20 protein-coding genes are annotated in these 21,624 nt (G+C 64.2%); 5 read left to right on the forward strand and 15 right to left on the reverse strand.

Features of this window, described 5'->3' with window-relative positions:
- The first annotated feature begins 1 nt into the window (after nt 1).
- Entirely contained in the window at nt 2-571 is a 570-nt protein-coding gene (locus tag GR328_RS00810) for a hypothetical protein (protein ID WP_160882636.1), read from the forward strand.
- Nucleotides 572-1,276: 705 nt separating this feature from the next.
- Here GR328_RS00810 and GR328_RS00820 read toward each other — a convergent pair.
- Both GR328_RS00820 and GR328_RS00825 read right to left on the reverse strand, forming a co-directional pair.
- Nucleotides 1,277-1,702, reverse strand: coding sequence for a universal stress protein (locus GR328_RS00820; protein ID WP_160882637.1), 426 nt, complete (start codon nt 1,700-1,702; stop codon nt 1,277-1,279).
- 15 nt (nt 1,703-1,717) lie between these two features.
- Nucleotides 1,718-2,038, reverse strand: coding sequence for a 2Fe-2S iron-sulfur cluster-binding protein (locus GR328_RS00825; protein ID WP_160882638.1), 321 nt, complete (start codon nt 2,036-2,038; stop codon nt 1,718-1,720).
- A gap of 319 nt (nt 2,039-2,357) precedes the next feature.
- On the opposite strand from GR328_RS00825, the gene GR328_RS27895 reads away from it, so the two are divergent.
- Complete coding sequence (locus tag GR328_RS27895) at nt 2,358-7,040, forward strand: apolipoprotein A-IV repeat region-like domain-containing protein (protein WP_160882639.1); 4,683 nt, start codon at nt 2,358-2,360, stop codon at nt 7,038-7,040.
- A 245-nt stretch (nt 7,041-7,285) separates the two neighbouring features.
- Here GR328_RS27895 and GR328_RS00835 read toward each other — a convergent pair whose 3' ends face one another.
- Genes GR328_RS00835 through GR328_RS00850 form a run of 4 tightly spaced genes read right to left on the reverse strand, consistent with a single transcriptional unit; the run spans nt 7,286 to nt 11,238 of the window.
- On the reverse strand, nt 7,286-7,954 hold the full coding sequence (locus GR328_RS00835; RefSeq protein WP_343039249.1) for an ABC-type transport auxiliary lipoprotein family protein: 669 nt from the start codon (nt 7,952-7,954) through the stop codon (nt 7,286-7,288).
- Nucleotides 7,955-7,978: 24 nt separating this feature from the next.
- The gene (locus tag GR328_RS00840; RefSeq protein ID WP_160882641.1) at nt 7,979-9,316 is read right to left on the reverse strand and encodes an MlaD family protein; all 1,338 of its coding nucleotides are present in this window, start codon (nt 9,314-9,316) and stop codon (nt 7,979-7,981) included.
- A gap of 9 nt (nt 9,317-9,325) precedes the next feature.
- Nucleotides 9,326-10,126: an ABC transporter ATP-binding protein gene (locus GR328_RS00845; protein WP_205789639.1), complete on the reverse strand. Its 801-nt coding sequence runs from the start codon at nt 10,124-10,126 to the stop codon at nt 9,326-9,328.
- A gap of 5 nt (nt 10,127-10,131) precedes the next feature.
- The gene (locus GR328_RS00850; protein ID WP_425487002.1) at nt 10,132-11,238 is read right to left on the reverse strand and encodes an MlaE family ABC transporter permease; all 1,107 of its coding nucleotides are present in this window, start codon (nt 11,236-11,238) and stop codon (nt 10,132-10,134) included.
- 126 nt (nt 11,239-11,364) lie between these two features.
- On the opposite strand from GR328_RS00850, the gene dgcA reads away from it, so the two are divergent.
- Nucleotides 11,365-12,348 (forward strand): N-acetyl-D-Glu racemase DgcA, encoded by a 984-nt coding sequence (dgcA, locus tag GR328_RS00855; protein ID WP_160882642.1) that lies wholly within the window; start codon nt 11,365-11,367, stop codon nt 12,346-12,348.
- On the opposite strand, the gene GR328_RS00860 is transcribed toward dgcA, so the two are convergent.
- From GR328_RS00860 to GR328_RS00870, 3 genes are all read right to left on the reverse strand, one after another.
- On the reverse strand, nt 12,318-13,502 hold the full coding sequence (locus tag GR328_RS00860) for an MFS transporter (RefSeq protein ID WP_160882643.1): 1,185 nt from the start codon (nt 13,500-13,502) through the stop codon (nt 12,318-12,320). The two genes, dgcA and GR328_RS00860, sit on opposite strands and share 31 nt — an antisense overlap.
- Nucleotides 13,503-13,611: 109 nt before the next feature.
- Nucleotides 13,612-14,616: a glycosyltransferase family 4 protein gene (locus tag GR328_RS00865; RefSeq protein WP_160882644.1), complete on the reverse strand. Its 1,005-nt coding sequence runs from the start codon at nt 14,614-14,616 to the stop codon at nt 13,612-13,614.
- On the reverse strand, nt 14,604-15,443 hold the full coding sequence (locus GR328_RS00870; protein ID WP_160882645.1) for a UDP-2,3-diacylglucosamine diphosphatase: 840 nt from the start codon (nt 15,441-15,443) through the stop codon (nt 14,604-14,606). Before GR328_RS00870 ends, GR328_RS00865 begins: the two co-directional genes overlap by 13 nt.
- A 196-nt stretch (nt 15,444-15,639) precedes the next feature.
- Between GR328_RS00870 and GR328_RS00875 the strand changes: the two genes are divergently transcribed.
- Complete coding sequence (locus GR328_RS00875) at nt 15,640-16,572, forward strand: EamA family transporter (protein ID WP_160882646.1); 933 nt, start codon at nt 15,640-15,642, stop codon at nt 16,570-16,572.
- 107 nt (nt 16,573-16,679) lie between these two features.
- Complete coding sequence (locus GR328_RS00880; protein WP_160882647.1) at nt 16,680-17,297, forward strand: helix-turn-helix domain-containing protein; 618 nt, start codon at nt 16,680-16,682, stop codon at nt 17,295-17,297.
- A 28-nt stretch (nt 17,298-17,325) separates the two neighbouring features.
- On the opposite strand, the gene GR328_RS00885 is transcribed toward GR328_RS00880, so the two are convergent.
- From GR328_RS00885 to uraH, 6 genes are all read right to left on the reverse strand, one after another.
- A complete protein-coding gene (locus GR328_RS00885) occupies nt 17,326-18,276 on the reverse strand; it encodes a c-type cytochrome (protein WP_160882648.1) in 951 nt (316 codons plus the stop codon).
- 59 nt (nt 18,277-18,335) lie between these two features.
- Nucleotides 18,336-18,773: a c-type cytochrome gene (locus tag GR328_RS00890; protein ID WP_160882649.1), complete on the reverse strand. Its 438-nt coding sequence runs from the start codon at nt 18,771-18,773 to the stop codon at nt 18,336-18,338.
- 123 nt (nt 18,774-18,896) lie between these two features.
- The gene (locus GR328_RS00895; RefSeq protein WP_160882650.1) at nt 18,897-19,205 is read right to left on the reverse strand and encodes a rhodanese-like domain-containing protein; all 309 of its coding nucleotides are present in this window, start codon (nt 19,203-19,205) and stop codon (nt 18,897-18,899) included.
- Nucleotides 19,206-19,283: 78 nt separating this feature from the next.
- Complete coding sequence (locus tag GR328_RS00900; RefSeq protein ID WP_160882651.1) at nt 19,284-19,583, reverse strand: LysM peptidoglycan-binding domain-containing protein; 300 nt, start codon at nt 19,581-19,583, stop codon at nt 19,284-19,286.
- A 202-nt stretch (nt 19,584-19,785) separates the two neighbouring features.
- On the reverse strand, nt 19,786-21,228 hold the full coding sequence (gene puuE / locus GR328_RS00905) for an allantoinase PuuE (RefSeq protein WP_160882652.1): 1,443 nt from the start codon (nt 21,226-21,228) through the stop codon (nt 19,786-19,788).
- Nucleotides 21,229-21,231: 3 nt separating this feature from the next.
- Entirely contained in the window at nt 21,232-21,585 is a 354-nt protein-coding gene (gene uraH, locus GR328_RS00910; protein ID WP_160882653.1) for a hydroxyisourate hydrolase, read from the reverse strand.
- Nucleotides 21,586-21,624 lie beyond the last annotated feature (39 nt).

Genomic DNA, 21,624 nt, shown 5'->3' on the forward strand with positions numbered 1-21,624 from the left:
CATGACCCAGACCTATACCCACAGTCCCCGGCCAATCGGCGGGCCGATCAGCTTTGCCATCAAGGGCGGCCAATTGATCGTCGATTCCGGCCGCAAGGTGCATGAAGTGCACCTCGGCGCGGTCGAGACCGTGCGCATGACCTACGAGCCGGGACGCGTCGGCCAGAAATCCTTTCGCACGAAGGTCACGCTGAGGGACGGCAAGGCCTTCACCTTCAGCTCCCTCGATTGGAGGAGCCTCATCGAGGCGCAGGAGATGACGACGGATTACCGGGCCTTCGCTCAAAGCCTGTGCGAAGCGATCGCGAAAGCCAACCCGCAGGCGCGTTTCATTGCCGGCAAGCCGTGGTGGCTCTGGTTCTCGACGGCCGTGATCGCCATCCTGTCCCTTCTCCTGATGGCCTATCTGATCTGGCAGGCGCTTCAGATGGGCTCGACGGGGGTGGCCCTGATCGGGGCTCTCCTCGCCGTCGTGGGCGTCTGGCAGATCGAGCCGATGGTGCGCCTCAACAAGCCGCGTCCCTTCACCTCCGGCGCATTGCCGGAAGAGCTGATGCCAAAGGCGGGCTGATTCCTCATGGCGAGCAACCTCGACGATGCTGACGAGCGGCAGCCCGACATCACACCGGTCGGCAGCAAGTTCGTTTACGAGAACAGGTGAATGAGGGTCCGCGAGGATCAGATCCTCCGCAGGGATGGTCGCTCGGAATCTACGGCGTCGTCCGTCTGCTCCAGCAGTACCGCTATCCCATCGGGCGCCGCAGGTGGGAGGTTCCCCAAAGCCCCTGGGAGGCGAGCTGGAGGAAGAGACCGGATAGCCGGCCGGCGACATCCAGGAAGTGGGACAGCTCTACCCGTCCGATGGAACCGTGAAGCAGAGCTACAGAATATTTTCTGGCGGCGGGCCTCAAGCCAGGCCGCCGGCTGGAGCGGGAAGAACAGGACCTCATGACTAGAGCTTATCCGCTGGTCGGCGTGGAGGCGATGATCCGGAACGGCGCGATCCAGAACGCCGGAACCGTGGCCGCATTCGGAATGCTTCGCCTGAAGGGACTGGTCTGAAGCACTTCTGAAACAATCGGAAACGGATCGGCCCCTGTCTTTTCCGCCGGCTTGCGAAGACAGGCAGAAGTGGGTGTCGGCCAGGCGAGCGAGCGATGAAAGTAGCACTTTCCTCGTCATCACCCGCTTTGTACCGGTGATCCCGATCAGGAAAAGCGCTGCACCTTTCCGGAACGAGATGGCCGGGACAAGCCCGGCCATGACGGTGAGGCTTTCATGCCCGCACGACGAGCACCGAGCACCGCGCGTGCCGCACGATGGTCGCGGCGTTGGAGCCCAGAAGATAGGTCGCCATGCTCGGACGGTGCGAGCCGACGACGATGAGGTCCGCGCCGGTCTTCTCGGCCTCGTCCAGCACCTCGTTGTAAACGGAACCGAGGCGCACCACGGCCGAAACCTGCTCGGTCGGGAGCTTCACCTGCGCCGCCAGCTTGGCGAGCTTCTTCTCGGCTTCATCCTGTTGCTCCTGGTCGAAGGCCGGCGGCATGAACTCCATATACGTGACGGGCACGATGGCCCGCACATAGATGAGACGGATGCTGCCCTCGCCGTTTTCGGCAAGCTCGACCGCCTTGCTGAGTGCGGGCTGAGCCGCTTCGACCTCACCGAGGTCGACGGGAACCAGGATCGTTTTGAACATGGGAAAGCCTCCGGATCAGCCCTGACGGATGGGGGTGCGAACGACGAGCCCGTCCATCTCGGGGCGAACCCTGATCTGGCAGGACAGGCGCGAATTGGGACGGACATCGAAGGCGAAATCCAGCATGTCCTCCTCCATGGGCTGCGGCTGGCCTGTCACGGTCTCCCATTCCTCGTCCACATAAACATGGCAGGTCGCGCAGGAGCAGGCGCCGCCGCACTCGGCCTCGATGCCGGGAATGCCGTTGCGCACGGCAGTCTCCATGACAGTGGAGCCCTCTTCGGCCTCTACCGTCCGGACAGTACCCTCGGCATCAATGAATGTTATCTTGATCATTGCGGACCTTTCTGTGACGGCGCATATTTAAGATACGGGGTGCCGGATGACGAGAGACGGGCGTGAGACTTGTCGTCTTTTCGCCGCATTTCCCCCAGTAGTGCAGGTTACTGAGCCGTTAACGACGTTCGCAAGTGGCAGGGGACATCGGGTTTCCTTGAACATGACCGGCCGCTAAACTCGCTTGGTAAATAGGAGATTACCGTACGGAACGTCTGTCAGCAGCTTTTCCGTACCGGCTGAAGTCGCGCAATGCCGCTTGAGCGTCGAGGGAATGCGGCGGCTTCAACTAAAATCAGTTGCGTCACGAGGGCGGATCATGGCGACCGAAAAGAAGAAGATGAAAGACCCGGCGGAGGCGGCCCTTTCGGCTGTTGAGCAGGCGCTCAACCTTGAGGAGACGTTCGAGATCTCCTCGCCCAACCTGGCGGAGAGCAAGCCCTCCTCGGAGGAGCCACGGCTTCCGGACATCGATGCGCATGATTTCACGAAGGGCCCCTTCTCCTTGAACCCCGACATTCCGGAAGAACGGGACCATGACCGCCCGGAAGAGCATGACCACAGGCTGGAGAAGGCGCCCCGCTCCGGCTTCGTCGCACCTGATCGCACCGCCGTCGCCAACGACGACCGCCAGAATGTCGGCGTGATGCTGCAGGCCCTCCAGGTTCGCTCCTCGAGCCGTGCGTACGTCTACGCGACCCTCGCTTCGCTCCTCTGGTTCGGGGGCATCGGCTATTTCCTTTTTGCTCAGGGCATCACGACGCCTGAGCAGTTGCTCGCCACCTTCTCCACCTCGCAACTGGCGCTCGCCGCCGTCGCCCTCGTGGCCCCGATCTTCCTTTTCTTCATTGCCGCGATGCTCACCGTCCGCTCGCAGGAGATGAAGATGGTGGCCCGCGCCGTGGGCGAAGTGGCCGTGCGTCTCGCCCAGCCCGAGAACTTCTCCACGGATGCTGTTCTCTCCGTCTCCCAGGCCGTGCGCCGCGAAGTGGCTGCCGTGGGCGACGGCGTGGAGCGGGCGCTGGCCCGCGCCGGCGAGCTTGAAACCCTCGTCCGCAGTGAGATCTCCACGCTCGAGCGCGCTTATTCCGATAACGAGATCCGTATTCGCTCCCTCATCGACGAACTCGTTGCCCAGCGCGAGGCCATCGTCTCCAATGCGGAGCGCGTGCGCGGCGCCATCACGGGCGTTCACCAGAACCTGATTCAGGACCTCGATGTCGCCAGCGATCGCGTCGTCACCGCCGTCAGCGGCGCGGGCGACAAGGTTACCGGCTCCCTCGAGCATCAGGGCGAGCAGATCACGCAGGCTCTCGGACGCGCGGGCGAGCGCGTCGTCGAAGAGATGTCGAGCCGCGGCGTGGAACTCGTGGAGCGCCTCTCGGGCGCCAGCGAGGACATCAAGAACGGCATCGCCGAGGTCGGCACCACCATCACCAGCGCCCTCGAAAGCAAGGCGCAGGACATCACCGGCGCCTTCGAGCGCACCGGCGACGTTCTCACCCGGCATCTGCAGGAAGGCGCGAGCCAGGTCACCCGCACGCTGGCAGAGACGGGCCGCGGCGTGATCGACGCCCTTGCCCAGCAGGGGAGCGACGTCCGCGAGGCCTTCGAGCAGACGGCAAGGAGCCTGGAGGAGAGCTTCGTTCAGCGCGGCAGCGAAATTACAGAGAAGCTGGCGGCCACTGGCGGCGTGATCGCCGACGACATCTCTGCCCGCACCGCTGAAATGCGCGACCAGATCGCGGCTGCTGGCCTCTCCGTGAGCGAGGAGCTCACCGCGCGCGGTACGGCTCTGCGCGAGCAGCTCGCCACCACCGGCACCGATGTCGTCAACGATATCATCTCCCGCGGCGCCGAGTTCCGCGAGCATCTCGCCGCCACGGCCTCCGAGGTCGGCAGCCAGATCATTGTTCGCGGCAACGAGGTACGCGAGCACCTTGAAAGCGCTGTGCGCATGGCTGACGAATCCATCGGCAGCCGCGTCGAGGACCTCGCCGTACGCCTCGAGACCGCCAGCCAGCGGGTCAGCGAGTCCGTCACCGTCCAGGGGCAGGCCCTTGAGAACAATCTCGCCGAGGTCGGCGAGCGCATCTCCTCCCTTCTGGGCTCCAGGGTCGAGGAATTCCGATCCTCGTTCGAGACCCGGGGCCAGGAATTCTCCGAGACGCTCTCCCGACACGCGGACGAGGTGCAGACCCGCCTTGCCGGAACCAGCAAGGAGATCGTTCTGGCCATTGCCACTCAAGGCGCGCGCGTCAACGAGGTTCTCAACCGGACGGCGGACAATCTCACGACCACCGTTGAGTCGCGCACCCGCGAGGTGGAGGAGACTCTCGGGACGCGTCTCGAAGCCTTCGAGAGCGTCATGGGCCGTGGCGGCGAGGTTGCCGACCGAATTGCCCATGAGGTCGGCACCCTGACGGAGACGATCAGCGGCCGTCTCGAGGAGATGGACCGCCTCATCACCGTGCAGGGTCGGACGGTGGCAGAGACCTTTTCAGAGCGCGCCCGCGAGGCGACCTCCGCCATCGAGTCCCAGCTCTCGGCGCTCGAGGAGCATGCCTCCCGCCGCACAACGGAAATCACCGCCAGCTTCGACACTATCGTGGAGCGCGTGGACAGCGTTCTCAGCGCCCGTTCCACAGCCCTCAACGAAGCCCTTGTCGTGCGCACCGGCGAGATGGCCCGCGTGATGGCAGAAGGCGGCCGCGACGTAGCGAATGCACTTCAAACCCGGGTGGACGAGATCAGTCAGGCGATCGCCGCCAAGACCGGCACCATCGCCGACACGCTCTCCGCCAAGGCCGAGCAGATCGGCGAGACGCTGGATGCCCGTGTCAGCAGCATCAACGAGACCCTCGGCGCTCGCGCTGGCGAGATCACGCAGACGCTGGAGAGTCGCATCTCCGTCATCAACCAGATTCTGGGAGACCGTGCCGACGAGATCGCAGAGACCCTCGGCGCTCGCGCCTTCGAGATCAACCAGACCCTCGGCGGCCGCGCGGAGGAAATCGCCTCGACACTCGACGAGCGTGTCTCGAAGTTCGAGGAGCGCGTTGTCAACCGTCTCGGCGGCGTGGCGGAAGCCATCGATGAGCGCGGTCAGGCCGTCGTCTCCTCGCTCAACAGCCGCATCGGCGAAATCCGGTCGATCTTCGACACGCAGGGCAATTCGCTGATCGAGGCACTCGGCACCCGTGGCGATGTGATCGGCCGCGAGATGGAAACGATGACCGAGGGCGCCCTGCGCACCCTCGAAGAGCGGAGCCAGGCCATGCTCTCGTCGCTTCAGGAGCGCACGAACGAGCTTACCTCCTCCTACACGCAGTCGACGGAAGCCATGCGTGTCGCCATCGACGCCGGCACGGAGCGCACGGTCGAGACCCTGCTCGGCACCAACGAGCGCCTGCGCGGCGACCTCTCCGAGGTGCTGGACCGGCTGCAGAGCGCGAGCAGCTCCCTGCAGCAGGTAGCGGCCTCCGCCAGCAGCAATCTCGGCGCCGTCGAGGACGGCCTGGGTGGACGCGTGCAGCAGATCGAAACGCTTCTTTCCGAAATCGCCTCGCAGGCGAACCGTGCGTCCGATCAGGTTGCTGATCAGGTCGATGCCTTGCGCAGCGTGTCGTCCGGCGTGATCCAGCAGGCGATGGACCTCGCTCAATCGCTCGATGAGCGCGGCCGCACGCTTACCGAGACCACCTACGAGCAGATCAACACTCTCACTCAGGCGGCTTCCGCCCTTGAACGTGTCGAGAGCCGCATGACCGAAGCGCTCGCCAGCCGCCAAGGCGCCCTGGACGAGCTTCTCGGCCGGATCGAAGAACGCTCCAAGGATCTTGAGTCCGTCACGCGAGCCTTCACCACCCTCGTGGAAGGCTCGCTCGAGAACGCTGAAAGCAAGGCTCGCCAAATCGGCACCGTCCTTGCCGAAGCGGCGGAAACCACCACCCATGCGGTGGGCGAGCAGTTCGAGCGCGTTCGTCTCGCGACCGGGGTTGAGAGCGAGCGCACCGTTGCGAGCCTGCGCGCCACTTACGAGAAAGCTGCTGCCGAGATGGCTGAAGCGCTCGGCAACGCGACCGCGAAGCTTCGCGACACGATGGGCGAACTGCGCGGCATGACCGGCCAGATCCAGCGCGAGCTGGAAACCACCCGCGCCGAGCTTCGCCGCGGCGTGGTCGAGCTTCCGCAGGAAACCCAGGAGACCACGGCTAACATGCGCCGCGTCGTCGCCGATCAGATCAAGGCTCTCAACGAGCTCTCCGCTCTGGTCTCGCGGTCGAGCCGCATGGTGGATGCGGCTCCCGCCGCTCAGCCTCGCCGCGCCGCAGTCAACGAGGCGCCGGTGGCTGCAACCATGGCCGCGGTTGCCGCTGCCGTAGAGCAGCGCATCACCCCCCCTGCTTCCGCACCAACACCGGCTCCTTCAGCAGCTCCTGCACCGACGGTAGCCCGGCAGCCCGAGCCGCGTCCCGCACCGGTCCCTCCCGCTCCGGTCCGTCAGGCGCCCGTGGAGCGTCCTGCTTCCCGTCGCGAGGAGGCAGCTCCCGCTCGCGAAGCAGGCCCCGCACGCGGCGGATGGCTTTCCGACCTTCTCACCCGCGCGTCGCGCGATGACGAAGGGCCCGTGCGCGGCCCTGCCCACAGTCGCAGCAACAGCCTCGAGTCGCTGGACTCGATCTCGGTCGATATCGCCCGCATGATCGATCACAATGCGGCTGTGGAATTGTGGGATCGCTACCGTCGCGGTGAAACCAACGTGTTCAGCCGCCGCCTTTATACGGCACAGGGCCAACAGACCTTTGACGAGATCCGCCGCAAGTACCGCCAGGACGACGAGTTCCGTCAGACAGTTGACCGTTACGTGGACGAGTTCGAGCGCCTGCTCGCCGAAGTCTCCCGTGATGACCGCGACTCCACGCTGACGAAGACTTACCTCACATCGGAAACCGGCAAGGTCTACACCATGCTGGCCCATGCGAGCGGCCGTTTCGACTGAGACCGGCCAGACGAGTTCAGAATTCGCGGAAACGCGGCCCTCCCCGGGCCGCGTTTTTGTTTTGGGCAGGAATTCTTCCCCGTCGTCCCCCGACCCGTCCAGCGTCATCCACGGTCTTGTGCCGGAGATCCCCGTCTGTGACGCGCGACGGTTCTTGAAGACGGGATATCCGAACCGCGGCAAACAAAAGGCCCCGATGCACGATCGGAGCCTTGAATGTTCTCTCGAACGATGCACGAAGCATCTTAGGTCGGAAGCTGATCCGTACCCGGAGCCTCGCTCCTGACATCGCTGGGCTCCTCACGCCGTGGCAGCTGGCTGCCGCTGACCCACCGGACGATGTCGAGCATGACGGTCGACAACGATTCGTCGAGAGCTCGGGCGGCATTGGGAGCATCCACCGCCGCAACGGGAGTGCGGGCCCGGAAGATCCGGCCGTTCACGATGCGCCCGTCACGGTCCCCCACAATCTTCACGGAGATTTCGACAACGGCCTCATTGGAGGGCGTGGCGATCTCGAAGCTGCGGAGTTCAGACACGAGTTGAACATCGGCTACGGCGCCACTGCTGGGCCGGGAAACTCCACGTAACTGGGAGGCGTTCTCGAAGGTGTTGATCAGGCGCGTCTGAATCAAGCGAGGCAGGTTGTCGGCCCATTGCCCCCCTCCCAGGAAAGAGACGGTCCCGTTCGCATCCTTCACCAGAATCTGCTGACTGGAGAGCGTCTGCAGGGCTGCCGGCTCGTTCACGAGCACCTGGACGCCGGCTGCCCCCCTGATCCGGGACGTCGGCGCCGAGAGGTCATAGGACGTTGGGGCGGCCCCCGACGAGCAGCCGCCTGCAAAGGCCGCCAGGAGCAGGACGGGCATCAGGCGCCGAAGCGGCCGAGACTGATCGGTCGGGGGGGAAAACACGGATGATCCACGCATAGGGATTACTTATCGGCGTCCATTGTATTCAGGGAGATTGGGACGGCTACCGAAAAGAAACTGCTGTGGATTACGTTCGATGCTCCGCACCGCCCGGCTGATGTCCCCCAGCGTCTTACGTCCCTCGACCGCAAGCGCCTCGTATTCCCTCAGACCCGAATCCGCGAAGCGCCCAACACCGGACAGGACCCCCTGGATACCACTGGTCCGCCGATTCAGGTCTTCCGCCAATTCGCGCACCGAGACGGCGGCCGCCCGGATTTCGTCGAAAGCGCCTCTGCCCGCCTCGCCGGATGCCGAACCGAGAAACTTCTCGGCCCCTGCCAGGACACCGTCGATCCGATCGGCGGATTTGTTGAGCTTCTCGGTGATCGAGCGCGCTTCCTGGATGGCCTTGTCGATATCGGGACTGCGGCGGTTCAGCGTTTCGGTGAAGCTTTGCACGTTGTCGACCGTGCGGCTCACCTTGTTCGGATCGATCGCCTTCACGACGCTCGAAATCTCGGCCACGGCGGCATCGAGCTTGGGAGCCGTCTCGTCGAGGCTCTTCACGAGGCTTGCCGCATCACGAAGAGCGTCGCTCACAACCTGGCGATTCTCACCCAGCGCCTGAGCGAAGTTGTCCACATTCTCGACGATGCGGGAGACGCGCTGAGGCTCGACCGCGCGGACGACCTCGTCGACATTGGCCGCGAGCGTATCGAGCCTCTCGGCCAGCGGACCGACCTTTTCGGCGGCCTGCCCGATCTGGGCCAGGAAACGGTCGATTCCTTCCGCATTCTCACCCAGTGCCTGGGAGAAACGCTCCATGTTCTGGACCGTTCGGCTGATGGAACCCTCGTTGTCCGCCACGACCCGGCCCACGCGCTCGAGCACGTCGTCGGCCCGGCGGGCGATGTTGCGCGCCGTCTCGATCAGATCCTGGAAATCCGAGCGGTCTGCGAAGATGGTCGGCATCGGCTGGCCCGGACCCGCGACCAGCGGAGGAGCGCCGGGCTCGCCGCCCGAAAGGGCAATGTTCGCCACACCCGTCAGGCCCTGGTATTCGAGGCGGGCGCGGGTATCGGCGCGGATGGGGGTGCTGCTGTCCACCTGTACGATGGCCACGACGCGGCGCGGGTCCTCGGGCAGAAGGCTGATCTGGGTCACCTCGCCGACGCGCAGGCCGTTGAAGGACACGATGGAGCCTTGCGACAGGCCCGACACGGAACCCGAAAAAACGATGCGGACAGCCTGACGCTCCTGCCCCCGGCCGCCGCCGGAAAACCAGTAGACGAAGCCGAACGCCGCCGCGATCACCGCCAGGGTGAAGATGCCGATCAAAGCGTAGTTCGCACGCGTTTCCATCGTTGACCCTTACGCGCCGCCGGCCAATGCCGCACGGGCCCGTTTTCCGTGAAAATAGGAGCGGAGCCACGGGTGATCCGAAGCCAGCATCGCCTCAATGGGGCCTTCCGCCAGAATTTTGCCTTCACCCAACGCCGCGATCCGGTCGCACACCGTGTAAAGGCTGTCCAGGTCATGGGTTACCATGAATACGGTCAGCCCTAAAGTCCGCTGTAGCGTCGCAATCAGCTCATCGAACTCGCCTGCGCCGATGGGATCGAGGCCGGAGGTCGGCTCGTCCAGGAAGACAATATCCGGATCGAGAGCGAGGGCACGGGCGAGCGCCGCGCGCTTGATCATGCCGCCAGAAAGCTCGGAAGGCAGCTTGTCCGCGGCATCGGGCTTCAGGCCCACCATCTCGATCTTGAGCATGGCAAGCTCGTCGAGAAGCCGCTCGGAGAGATCAAGATGCTCGCGCATGGGAACCTGGACGTTCTGCTTGACCGTCAGGGCCGAGAAGAGCGCGCCCTGCTGGAACAGGACCCCCCAATGCCGCTCCATGAGGCGGCGCTCGGTCGGGGACAGCTCGTCGAGGTTCCGTCCAAGGACATCGATGGTGCCCGCGCGCTTCGGCACCAGCCCCAGGATAGCGCGGGTCAGCACCGACTTGCCCTGCCCCGAAGCACCGACGAAGCCGAGGATCTCACCGCGATAGACGTCGAGATCGAGGTCCTTGAGAATGGTCTTCTCGCCGAAGCCTACTTCGATCCCGCGCACGCTGATGATCACTTCGCGGTTTGCCGGGGAAGCAGGGTGGTGCCGTTCGAGCATGGTTTTCAGTACCTGATGGCCGCGAAGAACATGGCGAAGAGGCCATCGAGCACGATGACCATAAAGATCGCCTTCACCACCGAGGAGGTGACGTGCCGACCGAGGGATTCGGCGGAGCCCGCCACCGCGAGGCCCTCGAGCGTAGCGATGATGCCGATGATCATGGCCATGAACGGCGCCTTGATGATGCCCACCATGAAGGTGTTGAACGCAAGCGCCGCCTTCAGGCGGGTCAGGAACACGTCCGGGCTGATATCGCCGTAGACCCACGCGGTGACGCCGCCGCCGAGGAGCGCCGCGATGGACGAGAGGAAGGTGAGCAGCGGCAGGCCGATGATGAGGGCGAGAATGCGGGGCAGGATCAGCACCTCGATGGGATCGAGCCCCATGACGCGCAGGGCATCGATCTCCTCCCGCATTTTCATCGAGCCGATCTCGGCAGTGAAGGCCGAGCCGGACCGGCCCGCCACCATGATCGAGGTCAGGAGCACGCCCAGCTCACGCATCACCAGGATGCCGATCAGGTCCACCACGAAGGGCGTGGCGCCGAATTTCACCAGCTGGAAGATGCCTTGCTGGGCGACGATGGCGCCTACCAGGAACGAAATGAGGACGATGATGGGCACGCCGCGATAGGCGATCTGCTCCAACTGGTTCACCACCGCCGTTCCCCGGAAGCGCCGGGGATGGACGAGCACCCGGATGAAGGCGGAGATCAGCTGGCCCAGGAAGGCGACGCCCCGCACGAGGTCGTTGCCGGCCTCGGCGACGGTCTGACCCACATCCACCAGGAAGTCGACCAAACGCGAGCGCTTCGGCTTCGGCAATTCCTGGAAGCCGCGATAGGCAACCTCGTTCAGGAGGATATCCTGTTCCTGGGTAGCATTCACGAAATCCGATGCGAGGCCGCTCTCTCCGAGCTCATGGCGGGTACGGTCGAGAACCCAGGCCCCGAGGGTATCCAGCCGCTGCACCCCTGCGAGGTCGATGATGAGGTGGTGCCGATCGGCCTGCGCCGTGATTTCGCCCGCCAGGGCTTCGACAACGCGCGCGTGCTCGGCGGTCCAGGGACCGGCCAGCACCGCCGTGACCTTGTTTCCGGCACGCTCGATTTTCAGCTGCGGCTCTTGAGCCAGGGTGCTCTGCGCCACGATGATCCTTCCGGCATTGATTCCGTGTGGTGATAGCGTGTAGCTGCGTCACAAGTCGAGATGAAGTTCTAGCAAGAAGCCGAGAGAATGCGTCAGCTCACCGTTTCCATCGACCGCTTTCCCATTGCGGGCAAGTTCACCATCTCCCGCGGCTCGCGCACCGAGGCCGCCGTGGTCACGGCCACGATCACGGAGAACGGGGCCGTCGGACGCGGGGAATGCGTGCCCTACCCGCGCTACGGAGAGACGGTGGAGGGCGTGGTGGCGGCGATCGAGGCGCTCCGCCCCCGGATCGAGAGCGGACTCACCCGCGAGGCACTTCAATCCGCCATGCCGGCAGGGGCCGCCCGGAACGCGGTCGATTGCGCCCTCTGGGACCTGGATGCGAAGCGCTCGGGCATCCGGGCCCATGTGACCGCGGGCCTGACCCGCTGGCAGCCCGTGACCACCGCCTACACGATCAGCCTCGACACGCCCGAGGCCATGGCGGAGGCGACCGCCAGGGCGGCGGAGCGCCCGATCCTGAAGGTGAAGTTCGGCGGCCCTGAGGGCGACCTCAAGCGTATCCGCGCCGTGCGCCGGGCTGCGCCGGATGCGACCCTCATCGCCGATGCCAACGAGGGCTGGACGGAAGCGAATATCGAGGCGCACCTCGCAGCCTGCGCCGAGGAGGGCTATGCCCTCGTCGAGCAGCCCCTCCCTGCCAAGGCCGACGGGTTTCTGGCCAGGATCGCGCGGCCCGTGCCCGTCATGGCCGATGAGAGCGTTCATGATCGTGCCAGCTTGGAGCGGCTCGTCGGGCTTTATGACGTTGTGAACATCAAGCTCGACAAGACCGGCGGCCTCACGGAGGCGCTGGCCCTTGCCGATGTAGCGGAAGCTCTCGGCTTTTCGCTCATGATCGGCTGCATGGTCGGCACCTCGCTCGCCATGGCTCCCGCCCTCATGCTGGCGCCACGCTGCCGGTTCGTGGACCTGGATGGCCCGCTCCTCCTCGCCAGGGACCGGGAGCCCGGCCTGAAATACGAGGGCAGCCTCGTCTACCCGCCGGAGCCTGCGCTCTGGGGCTGACCCTTCAGCATCCGGATCACGACCAGCATGAGAACGAAGCCGGCGGCTCCCAGGGGAGCCATCGCCGCGAAGACCAACGGGCCGGCCTGCTCGTAGATCATGCCGCTGCCGATGGTGGAGATCGCCATCGCCAGCGCCGCAAGTGAACCATAAACGCCCTGCGCGCGCCCCCGCGCCTGCATGGGTGCGAGCGCGGTGAGCGCCGCCATGGTCCCGATATGGGTGGCCGCGAAGCTCAGTGAGTGCATGGTCTGCAGCACGAAGGTCATGGCAAGTCCCGGCTGAAAGGACATGGCCGAAAACCGCACGACCGCAGCGGCCGACCCGATGACGATCAGCCCCACGCCGGAACCTCGCCCGACCGCACGACCGAGGAAGAGGAACACCATAATCTCGGCGATCACTCCCGCGGCCCAGAAGTAGCCGATGATGGAATCCGAGAAGCCGAAGGAGCGCCAGTGAATGCTGGCGAAGGCGTTGAGAGCGCCGTGGCTGCCCTGGGTGACCGCACCTGCAATCAGAAGCAGCCACAAAACCTTCGGCAGCCTGGGGGGAGAGCCCCTCTCCCTGCGCTGGTCCCTCGAAGAGGGCTCAGGTACCTCGTCGGGGACGACGGCCAGGGTGGCCGCAATGCCGAGAGCCGGGATCAGGGCGAGCGCGAGGATTACCACATCTGGTCCCAGGGCGCCCACGAGATAGCCGGCAAGAATATTGGTGATGAAGAACGACACGGAGCCGCTCCCCCGGATGCGCCCGTAGTTGAGCCCGGGATAGCGCTGCACGGCATTCGTGGACACGAGATCATTGCCGGGGATGACGGCCACCTGGCCAAGAGCGACCAGGGCCACGAGCGCAATGATGGTGACGCTGTGATCCGACAGCATCAGCAAGGGAAAACACAGCATCTGTCCCAGGTGACTGGCCAGCAGCAGCCGCCTGACGCCGAAGGACCTGTCGGCGAGGCTGAGCAGCGGAGCCGTGGCGATGATGCGGACCATGATCGGAAGAGCAACAACGACCCCGATGAGCGTGGGCGATAGGGCCTTGCTCTGAAGCCAAAGAGGGAAAAACGGCAGGTAGACGCCGTGGCTCACGAAGCTCGCTGCCTGCAGGGCACCCAGCCGGATTTCGAGGGCTCTGGTCGGAGAGATCAAGGACGGTGCTTTCGGGAATCGGCTTGAGCGGCAATGACTCCTCAATAGAGACATGTGGCCGCGACAGCCAATAGCCGACGCGCATCGGTTTGCTGATGGAGAGAAGCGGCTACGTCGCGTGGGCGGCCTTGATGTGCGAGAAGAACTGGCGCGCGCTCTCGCTCCAGGTGAAGGTCTCGCCGTGGGCCCGACACCGGCTCCTCGGGATGTCCAGAGCCGCGAGAGCGGCTTTTCGCAGGTCGGGGTCGATCACCCCACACCCGGAGGAGCCGACGACGTCCACGGGACCCGTCACAGGAAAAGCCGCAATAGGAAGGCCAGACGCCAGGGCCTCGAGGAGGACGATCCCAAACGTATCGGTGAGGCTCGGGAAGACGAACACGTCGGAGGATGCATAGACCTGCGCCAAGTCCTCCCCCGCCAGCGCGCCGAGAAAGCGAGCCTCGCGATATTGCCTTTCCAGGTCGTGGCGCGCAGGCCCGTCGCCCACCACCACCTTGGTGCCCGGAAGATCGAGGGAGAGGAAAGCCGGCAGGTTCTTCTCCACCGCCACGCGGCCCACATAGAGGAAGATCGGTCCGGGGTAATCGAGGACACGTTCGTAGCGAGGGCGAAAAAGCGTGGTGTCGACGCCTCTCGTCCAGCGCACGATGTTCCTGAATCCCCGCGCGCTCAATTCCCGCTCAAGCGAAGGCGTGCTGACCATGATCGCCTTCGCCTCGCGGTGGAAACGGCGCAGGACGGCGTAGGAGCATGCCTCCGGGACCGGCAAGCGGGCGGCCAGATATTCGGGAAAGCGCGTGTGATAACTCGTCGTGTAGCCCCGTCGCTGCCGCCTGCACGCGATCCGCGCGGACCAGCCGAGGGGTCCTTCCGTCGCGATGTGCACATGATCGGGTACGGCTTCGGCAATGATCCGGCCGACCCGCACCGGTCCGGCGAGGGACAGGCGGATATCCGGGTAGGTCGGCATCGGAACCGAGCGAAAACCCTCGGGGGTAAGGAATAGAACCTCCGCGCCGAAGGACGGCCCGTGCTCAGCCATGTATTCAAGCGAGCGCACGACCCCGTTGACCTGCGGACGCCAAGCATCCGTGACGATCAGGACGCGCATCGGGCGCCTCCGTCATCAGGGGCAGCGGTTCTTTCGATTGCAAAAGAAAGGTCCGGAGCCGGCAGCTTGTGCTTGGGCGTCTCGCTCCATCGGAGCAGTTCCAGTGAGCCGTCCCAGTGCTCGACCACCACGGTGCAGGATTCCACCCAATCGCCCGTGTTCACGTAGGAGACGCCGAAATTCTCGTGCATCGCGGCATGGTGGATATGGCCGCAGATTACTCCGTCGACCTCCTGCCGCCGCGCCTCCGCGGCCAGGAGCTCCTCGAAGCGGCTGATGAAATTCACTGCGTTCTTCACCCTCAGCTTCGCCCAGGCGGATAGAGACCAATAGGTGAGACCGAGCTTGCGCCGCACGATGTTGAGGTAAGTGTTGACGAATAGGGCCGCCGTGTAGGCCCCGTCTCCCAGGAAGGCGAGCCAGCGGGCATGCCGGACGACCAGATCGAACTGATCCCCATGGATGACGAGATAGCGTTTGCCGTCCGCCGTCTCGTGGATCGCGTGCTCGGCCAGTTCGATCCCGCCCAGGCTGACGCCCACGTAATCGCGCAGGAACTCGTCGTGATTGCCGGGCACATAGACGAGCGACGAGCCTTTGCGCACCTTTCGCAGCAGCTTCTGCACCACGTCGTTGTGGCTCTGCGGCCAGTACCAGCCCGACTTCAGCCTCCATCCGTCGACGATGTCTCCCACAAGGTAGATCGTCTCCGCATCGTAGCGCCTGAGGAAATCCAGAAGCGCCTCCGCCTGACACCCTTTCGTGCCTAAGTGGAGATCCGACAGGAACAGGGTGCGAACGCGGATCGTATCCAGGTCCCTCGGCATGCGGTGCCCTTTCTCGACATGATCTCCCTTAGCCGAACCGGATTCGCATCTCGTCCCCATGACAATCCATTGGCGGATTTGTGACAGATCCGGACCATGCCATGCGTGAGGCGCAGGCGGCCCTGTCCGATAAGGGCTTCACCTGAACAGAGGTCCGTGTTTCTTGTACAATTCGTTCGCTCAATGGCTCGTGATCGTGAAACCTCTTCTGGGGATCTCCCTCAAAGTCCTGTCCGCCCTCGTCTTCACCCTGATGTCGGCCACCCTCAAGACGCTGACGGACCGTTACCCGACCGGTGAAGTCGTCTTTTTCCGCTCCGCCTTCGCAATCCTGCCGCTGCTGGCGTGGCTCGCCTGGCGTGGGAACCTGATCGACGGGTTACGGACGAGGAACGTGATCGGGCACTTCAAACGTGGCATTCTCGGCACGACCGGCATGGCGTTGGGATTTACCGCCCTCTCCTACCTGCCGCTCCATGATGCGATCGCCATCGGCTATGCCTCGCCTCTGATCGTCGTGATTCTGGCAGCCGTACTTCTGAAGGAAAAGATCCGCGCCTATCGCTGGACGGCCGTCGGTGTGGGCTTCGTGGGCGTGATGATCATGCTCTCTCCCTATCTGACGCCGGAGACGTTTGCCGGCGGAATGATGGCCGGCCCGGCCCTCGGCGCCATCTGCGCCTTTCTGGGTGCCTTCTCGTCGGCGGGCGCCATGATCCAGGTGCGGCGGTTGACCGGGACCGAAAAGACGGGAGCCATCGTGTTCTATTTCTTCGTCCTGGCCTCCGGGCTGTCCTTCTGCACCATCATCTTCGGTTGGCGCATGCCCGACGCCACGGACCTCGCCCTTTTCGTCCTTGCGGGCATCCTCGGCGGGATCGGCCAGATTCTCCTGACCGAATGCTACCGCTATGCGGACACCTCGGTCATTGCCCCGTTCGAGTACACGACCATGATCTGGGCGCTCCTGCTCGGCTGGCTCATGTTCGGAGATCTGCCGACCCCGACGATCCTGGTCGGCGCCTCCATTGTAGCCGCCACGGGCCTCTTCATCGTCTGGCGCGAACGCCGCCTTGGCCTCGAGCGAGCCCGGGAGCTCAAGGTCGCATCGCAGAAGCCCGGAGCCTGACCGGGAAAATCCTCGCTGCGACGTCTCCGGCCTTGACCCGCTTCGCCTCTTATCTCACAACCGTTTAAAGGAACGGATGTTCGGTTTTTCAGAACAGGGGCAGCGGCATGGGCGTCGAAGGCAAAGAGCGGCAGCGGGACCTGGAAACGGGAGCGCAGGTCCTGTCCGGGAACATGGGCAAGACGATCCAGCGCCTGCGCAAGGCCTATAACCTGTCCCTGTCGGAACTCGCCGAGCAGTCCGGCGTGGCCAAGTCCATCATCAGCCAGATCGAGCGGAACGAGACCAACCCGACGCTCGCGACGATCTGGCGACTCAGCCAAGCCCTCGACGTCTCCATCGAGCGGGTTCTGGCCTCGGCGGACGAGGAGCCCTTTATCGAAAAATCCTCCAAGGCGGATACCCCCATCCTCGTTTCCGACGACGGCAAGATGAAGCTCGCCATCATCGGCTGGATCAAGACCATCGAGTGGCTCCAATGGTACGACGTGCAGTCCGAACCCGGCGGCGTGCTCGATTCCGATAGCCACCAGCGCGGATCGGTGGAATGCCTTTCCGTGCTCGAAGGCGAATTCGAGGTCGAGGTCGGGGGCGTCACTCAGCAAGCCAAGGCCGGGGAATCCCTGCGCTATCGTTGCGACCGTCCCCATTCCGTGCGCTGCATCGGCAATACCCCCGGCCGCGCCACCATGGTCTGCATCCTCAAGGCCGCCGTAATGGACTGAGGCCTCCGCCTCGCCCTCGCGAATTCCCTTACGGTTTCGGCGCCACGTAGCCCTCCCTGTGCGGCAGGGAGAGGAGATAATCAGCCATCGCCCGGCGGTCGGCGTCCGGCAATTGCGCCGTGTTGGCCACCACCGCCCCCATCGGCCCGCCGACAGTGTCGAACAAGGGCGTCTCCCCCGTTTCGAGCAGCGTGGCGATTTCTTCGGGGCTCCAGCCGCCGATACCCGTCCGATGAGGCGTGATGTTCGGTACGGCCCCGCGCCCTTCCGGATCGGGCCCGCCTGCGAACCGCCTTTCCTCGATGATGGCTCCGGCGAAATTGCGCTCGCTGTGGCACTCGGCGCAATGTCCCGGCCCATTCACCAGGTAGGCGCCCCGGTTCCAGCTCTCCGGCTTCGTCGGGTCCGGCGTGAACTGTTCTCCATCGAGAAAGGCCAGTTTCCACAAGCCCACGCCGCGGCGGATATTGAAGGGGAACGGCAGGTCGTGCCCGGGAGCCTTCCCCTCGACGGGCGGTAGGGTTTGCATGAAGGCGAAGAGATCCACCAGGTCCTCGCGGCTCATGCGCTGATAGGACGTATAGGGAAAGGACGGATAATAGTGCCGCCCGTCGGGCGAGGTTCCCTCCTGCATGGCGCGGATGAAGTCCGCCGTGCTCCAGGCTCCGATGCCATCCTGCTCGTGCGGGGAGATGTTGGGAACGTGGAACGTGCCGAAGGGCGATTTCAGGGCATAGCCGCCGCCGAGACGCAACTTGTCGTCCTGGTTGGGTGTGGCATGGCAGGAGGTGCAACCGCCAGCGAAGAACACGATGCGGCCGTTTTCGGGATTGGGCGTACGGTTCAAGCCCACTGGCGTCATGGCACTGGCCGATGCAGCGCCCCTTAGGGCGCGGTAGGCCATGGGAGCGGTCAGTGCCCAGAAGCCCAGCCCTCCTAGGACGGCCAGCACGACAAGCCCTATCAACGTCCGACGCATGCCTGCCCTCGACATGAAATGGGCGGCCCACAGGCCGCCCGCCTTGGGTTCCGAAACTGTTAAGAGCTCTTCTTGCGGAAGTCGTTGTGGCAGGCGCCGCAATTCTGGAGAACCTTCGGCATCTCCGCCTTCAGGGTCGCCTCGTCCTTGATCGACGCAAGAGCTGCGGTGGCGTCCCGATTGAGCTTCGTCAGAATCGATTCGAACTGCGCCTTGTTCTCCCAGATCGACGGAAGGGCTTCGGTCTTCGGCGCGTCCTTCGTGCTCTCAGGGAAAAGCGGTGCCGCCTTCTGGGAATTCTCGGCGAAGACCTTGAGGCCGGCCTGCACCTTGGCGAGGTCGAACGGCTCCTGACCGCGGAGCATGCCGCCGATCGGCCGGGTCTGCGCGCCCATCTGCTTCATGAGATTCTGGCGCTGCTCGACCACGTCGCTCTGTGCGATGGCCGCAGTGACACCCAGCGCCAGGAGACCGGCGACGAAAACGGTACGCTTCATGGAAGTTTGTCCCTTTGGTTTTCAGACGGCCGCCATTCCCGCGAGCGGCCCAGCGGAATATAGTACTGCACCATTTCCCTCAACGGAGTAGTCTCGCCTCATACAAATCTCTGTGAAGCAAGTTCACTCCACGGGCTCCCCGGCGGAAACCCAGTCCTTGAAGCCGCCTCTATAGTGCTCGTGGATGTCGAGCCCCGCGGCCTGCGCGAACTCGAGTGCCCGGACAGATCTTACGCCTGCCGCGCAGGAAAACACGATCCGCTTGCCATTCGGCAGGGACGCAGGGTCGAAGGACGAGAGTGGATGCGAGATCGAGCCGGGGATATGCCCAGCCGCGTATTCATGAAGCTCCCGCACGTCAACCAGCAGGATCGACCCGTCCTGGAGCCCATTCTTGATGTCCTCGCGATCGAGATCGACAATATTCGGCATAGAATGCGCCCCTCTGAGAATTCCACTGCAGGCTTGGTTCATATCGGCTTAGCTGAGAGCATGACAACCTGTTCCAGTTCAGGCAAGCGGCGGAGTCCGCAAGACCCAGCCGGGCTGGACCATGTCAGGGTTCTTCACCGGCGGAGAGTTCGCTTGGACGATTTCGGTGTACTTTGCGCCCTTGCCCTTGCCGTAATGCTTTTCTGCAATCTCCCAGAGCGTTTCCGCTTCGGCACCGTGTACATGGTGGACGGGACGGAAGGCTGCTGGATCTGAGGAATCGCTCGTATCGACCTCCGCGACGCCATAGGTGTTGCCGAACGACAGAATGATCTTCTCCGCTTCCTCCTGGGTGACCGTCTGGCCGGAGAGTATCACCTGATCGCCGTCGACCTGGATCCCGAGCGTGCCCGCATCGAAGCCGTGCCCCTGAACCTCCTGCTGCAGCGGCTCGGGTATAGCCGCCGCCGACGAAGATCTTGGCGCCGGCCTCCCTGATGAACTTGAAAGGATCCATGCGAGCCGGCTGGCGATCCGGCCAAGCAGAGACGAAGATGCATGGTCGATGCGAAGAATTCCCTCAGGCCAGATTCGAGAACACGTCCGCCAAGGACGGCAGGCGGTCCTTGAGGCGAAGGAGCCCGATCAGTTCGATCTGCACGATCGCCGTTTCGAACTCGGTCTCCGCGTCGTGCTCCAACCGCTCCTCGAAGGCCGTCATGATCTCATCCTTCGTGCGGCCCTTCACGGCCATGATGAACGGAAAGCCGAACTTCTGCCTGTAGGCGTCGTTCAGGGCGATGAAGCGGTCCCGCTCCTCCTCGGTGAGGCTGTCGAGACCGGCAGAGGATTGCTCGTTGCGGGAATCCGCCGTGAGGTCGGCGAGCTTCAGACGCCCTGCGAGATCAGGATGGGCACGGATGAGGGCCACCTTCTGTTCGCGGGTCGCCTCCGACAGCACGTGGACCATGACCGCATGAAGCCCCTCCGCTGTATCCTGCGCCGCCGTGAAGCCGGTAAGATAGGCGCGCTCGGCAATCCAGGGCGAATGCTCGAAGATGTCGCCGAACAGTTCCAGGAACACCGCCTTGCTCATCGTGCTCGGCTTGAGATCGGCCGGACGGTGATAGCGGATCCAGAGCCGAGCGATGTCGATGCGCCTGGCGATCCATACATCGTCGTGGGACGCCACATAATCGAGGAACCGCGCGAGTGCCGCGGCACGTCCCGGCCGACCCGCGAGACGGCAGTGCAAGCCTACCGAAAGCATCTTCGGCACGGTTTCGCCCTCGGCATACAGCGTGTCGAACGAGTCCTTCAGATAGGCGAAGAACTGGTCACCCGAGTTGAACCCCTGCGGCGTCGCGAAGCGCATGTCGTTGGTGTCCAGCGTGTAGGGCACGATGAGCTGCAGGTGCTGGCCGTGCCGCTCCCAGTAAGGCAGGTCATCGGCATAGGAATCCGCGCTGTAGAGAAACCCGCCCTCTTCCGCCACGAGGCGGTTGGTGTGTTCCGACGTTCGGCCGGTGTACCAGCCGAGCGGACGCTCGCCCGTCACTTCCGTGTGGATGCGGATCGCCTCTTTCATATGAGCCCGCTCCTCCTGGGAGGAGAAGTCGCGGTAGTCGATCCACTTGAGGCCATGGCTCGCGATCTCCCAATTCGCCTCCTTCATGGCCGCCACCGCTTCCGGGTTGCGCATGAGAGCCGTAGCGACGCCATAGACGGTCACGGGCATCCTGCGCTCGGTGAACATGCGCCACAGACGCCAGAAACCGGCCCGCGATCCGTATTCGTAGATCGACTCCATGCTCATGTGGCGCTGACCGGGCCAGGGCTGCGCGCCGACGATTTCGGACAGGAAGGCTTCGGACGCGCGGTCCCCGTGCAGAATATTGTTCTCGCCGCCCTCCTCGTAGTTGATCACGAACTGCACGCAGATCCGCGCATTGTCCGGCCAGTGGGGATGAGGCGGAGTGCGCCCGTAACCGACGAGGTCGCGGGGATAGGAGATTTCGGACATTTATCAGCTTCCGCGATAGGTGGAATAGCTCCAGGGCGTGACGAGGAGCGGCACGTGGTAATGGCCGTCCGGCTCCGCGATGGAGAAGCGGACAGGAACGACATCCAGGAACGGCGGATCGGCCGTCGGCGTGGCGAGCGCCTTGAAATAGGCGCCGACCTCGAAGACGAGTTCGTAGGTGCCCATGCGAAATTTTTCGCCGGTCATGAGTGGCGCATCGGTGCGGCCGTCCGCATTGGTGCGGGTGCGCAGGACCGAGCGGCGGCTGCCGCCCTCGATGACGAAGAGTTCGATGGAAACGCCCTTGGCGGGTTTGCCGTTGACGTTGTCCAGAACGTGGGTGGAGAGGCGGCCCATGAAACCTCGCACGCTTGAGATGGGGTTGGAAATCTGTCG

The organism is Microvirga makkahensis (assembly GCF_009830105.1).
In the GTDB taxonomy this organism is placed as follows: domain Bacteria; phylum Pseudomonadota; class Alphaproteobacteria; order Rhizobiales; family Beijerinckiaceae; genus Microvirga; species Microvirga makkahensis.

Excerpts from the sequence above, each read along its gene's own strand:
- GR328_RS00810 (WP_160882636.1), top strand. The coding sequence starts at position 2 with ATGACCCAGACCTATACCCACAGTCCCCGGCCAATCGGCGGGCCGATC.
- GR328_RS00820 (WP_160882637.1), bottom strand. The coding sequence starts at position 1,702 with ATGTTCAAAACGATCCTGGTTCCCGTCGACCTCGGTGAGGTCGAAGCG.
- GR328_RS00825 (WP_160882638.1), bottom strand. The coding sequence starts at position 2,038 with ATGATCAAGATAACATTCATTGATGCCGAGGGTACTGTCCGGACGGTA.
- GR328_RS27895 (WP_160882639.1), top strand. The coding sequence starts at position 2,358 with ATGGCGACCGAAAAGAAGAAGATGAAAGACCCGGCGGAGGCGGCCCTT.
- GR328_RS00840 (WP_160882641.1), bottom strand. The coding sequence starts at position 9,316 with ATGGAAACGCGTGCGAACTACGCTTTGATCGGCATCTTCACCCTGGCG.
- GR328_RS00845 (WP_205789639.1), bottom strand. The coding sequence starts at position 10,126 with ATGCTCGAACGGCACCACCCTGCTTCCCCGGCAAACCGCGAAGTGATC.
- dgcA (WP_160882642.1), top strand. The coding sequence starts at position 11,365 with ATGCGTCAGCTCACCGTTTCCATCGACCGCTTTCCCATTGCGGGCAAG.
- GR328_RS00865 (WP_160882644.1), bottom strand. The coding sequence starts at position 14,616 with ATGCGCGTCCTGATCGTCACGGATGCTTGGCGTCCGCAGGTCAACGGG.
- GR328_RS00870 (WP_160882645.1), bottom strand. The coding sequence starts at position 15,443 with ATGCCGAGGGACCTGGATACGATCCGCGTTCGCACCCTGTTCCTGTCG.
- GR328_RS00880 (WP_160882647.1), top strand. The coding sequence starts at position 16,680 with ATGGGCGTCGAAGGCAAAGAGCGGCAGCGGGACCTGGAAACGGGAGCG.
- GR328_RS00885 (WP_160882648.1), bottom strand. The coding sequence starts at position 18,276 with ATGCGTCGGACGTTGATAGGGCTTGTCGTGCTGGCCGTCCTAGGAGGG.
- GR328_RS00890 (WP_160882649.1), bottom strand. The coding sequence starts at position 18,773 with ATGAAGCGTACCGTTTTCGTCGCCGGTCTCCTGGCGCTGGGTGTCACT.
- GR328_RS00895 (WP_160882650.1), bottom strand. The coding sequence starts at position 19,205 with ATGCCGAATATTGTCGATCTCGATCGCGAGGACATCAAGAATGGGCTC.
- puuE (WP_160882652.1), bottom strand. The coding sequence starts at position 21,228 with ATGTCCGAAATCTCCTATCCCCGCGACCTCGTCGGTTACGGGCGCACT.
- uraH (WP_160882653.1), bottom strand. The coding sequence starts at position 21,585 with ATGGGCCGCCTCTCCACCCACGTTCTGGACAACGTCAACGGCAAACCC.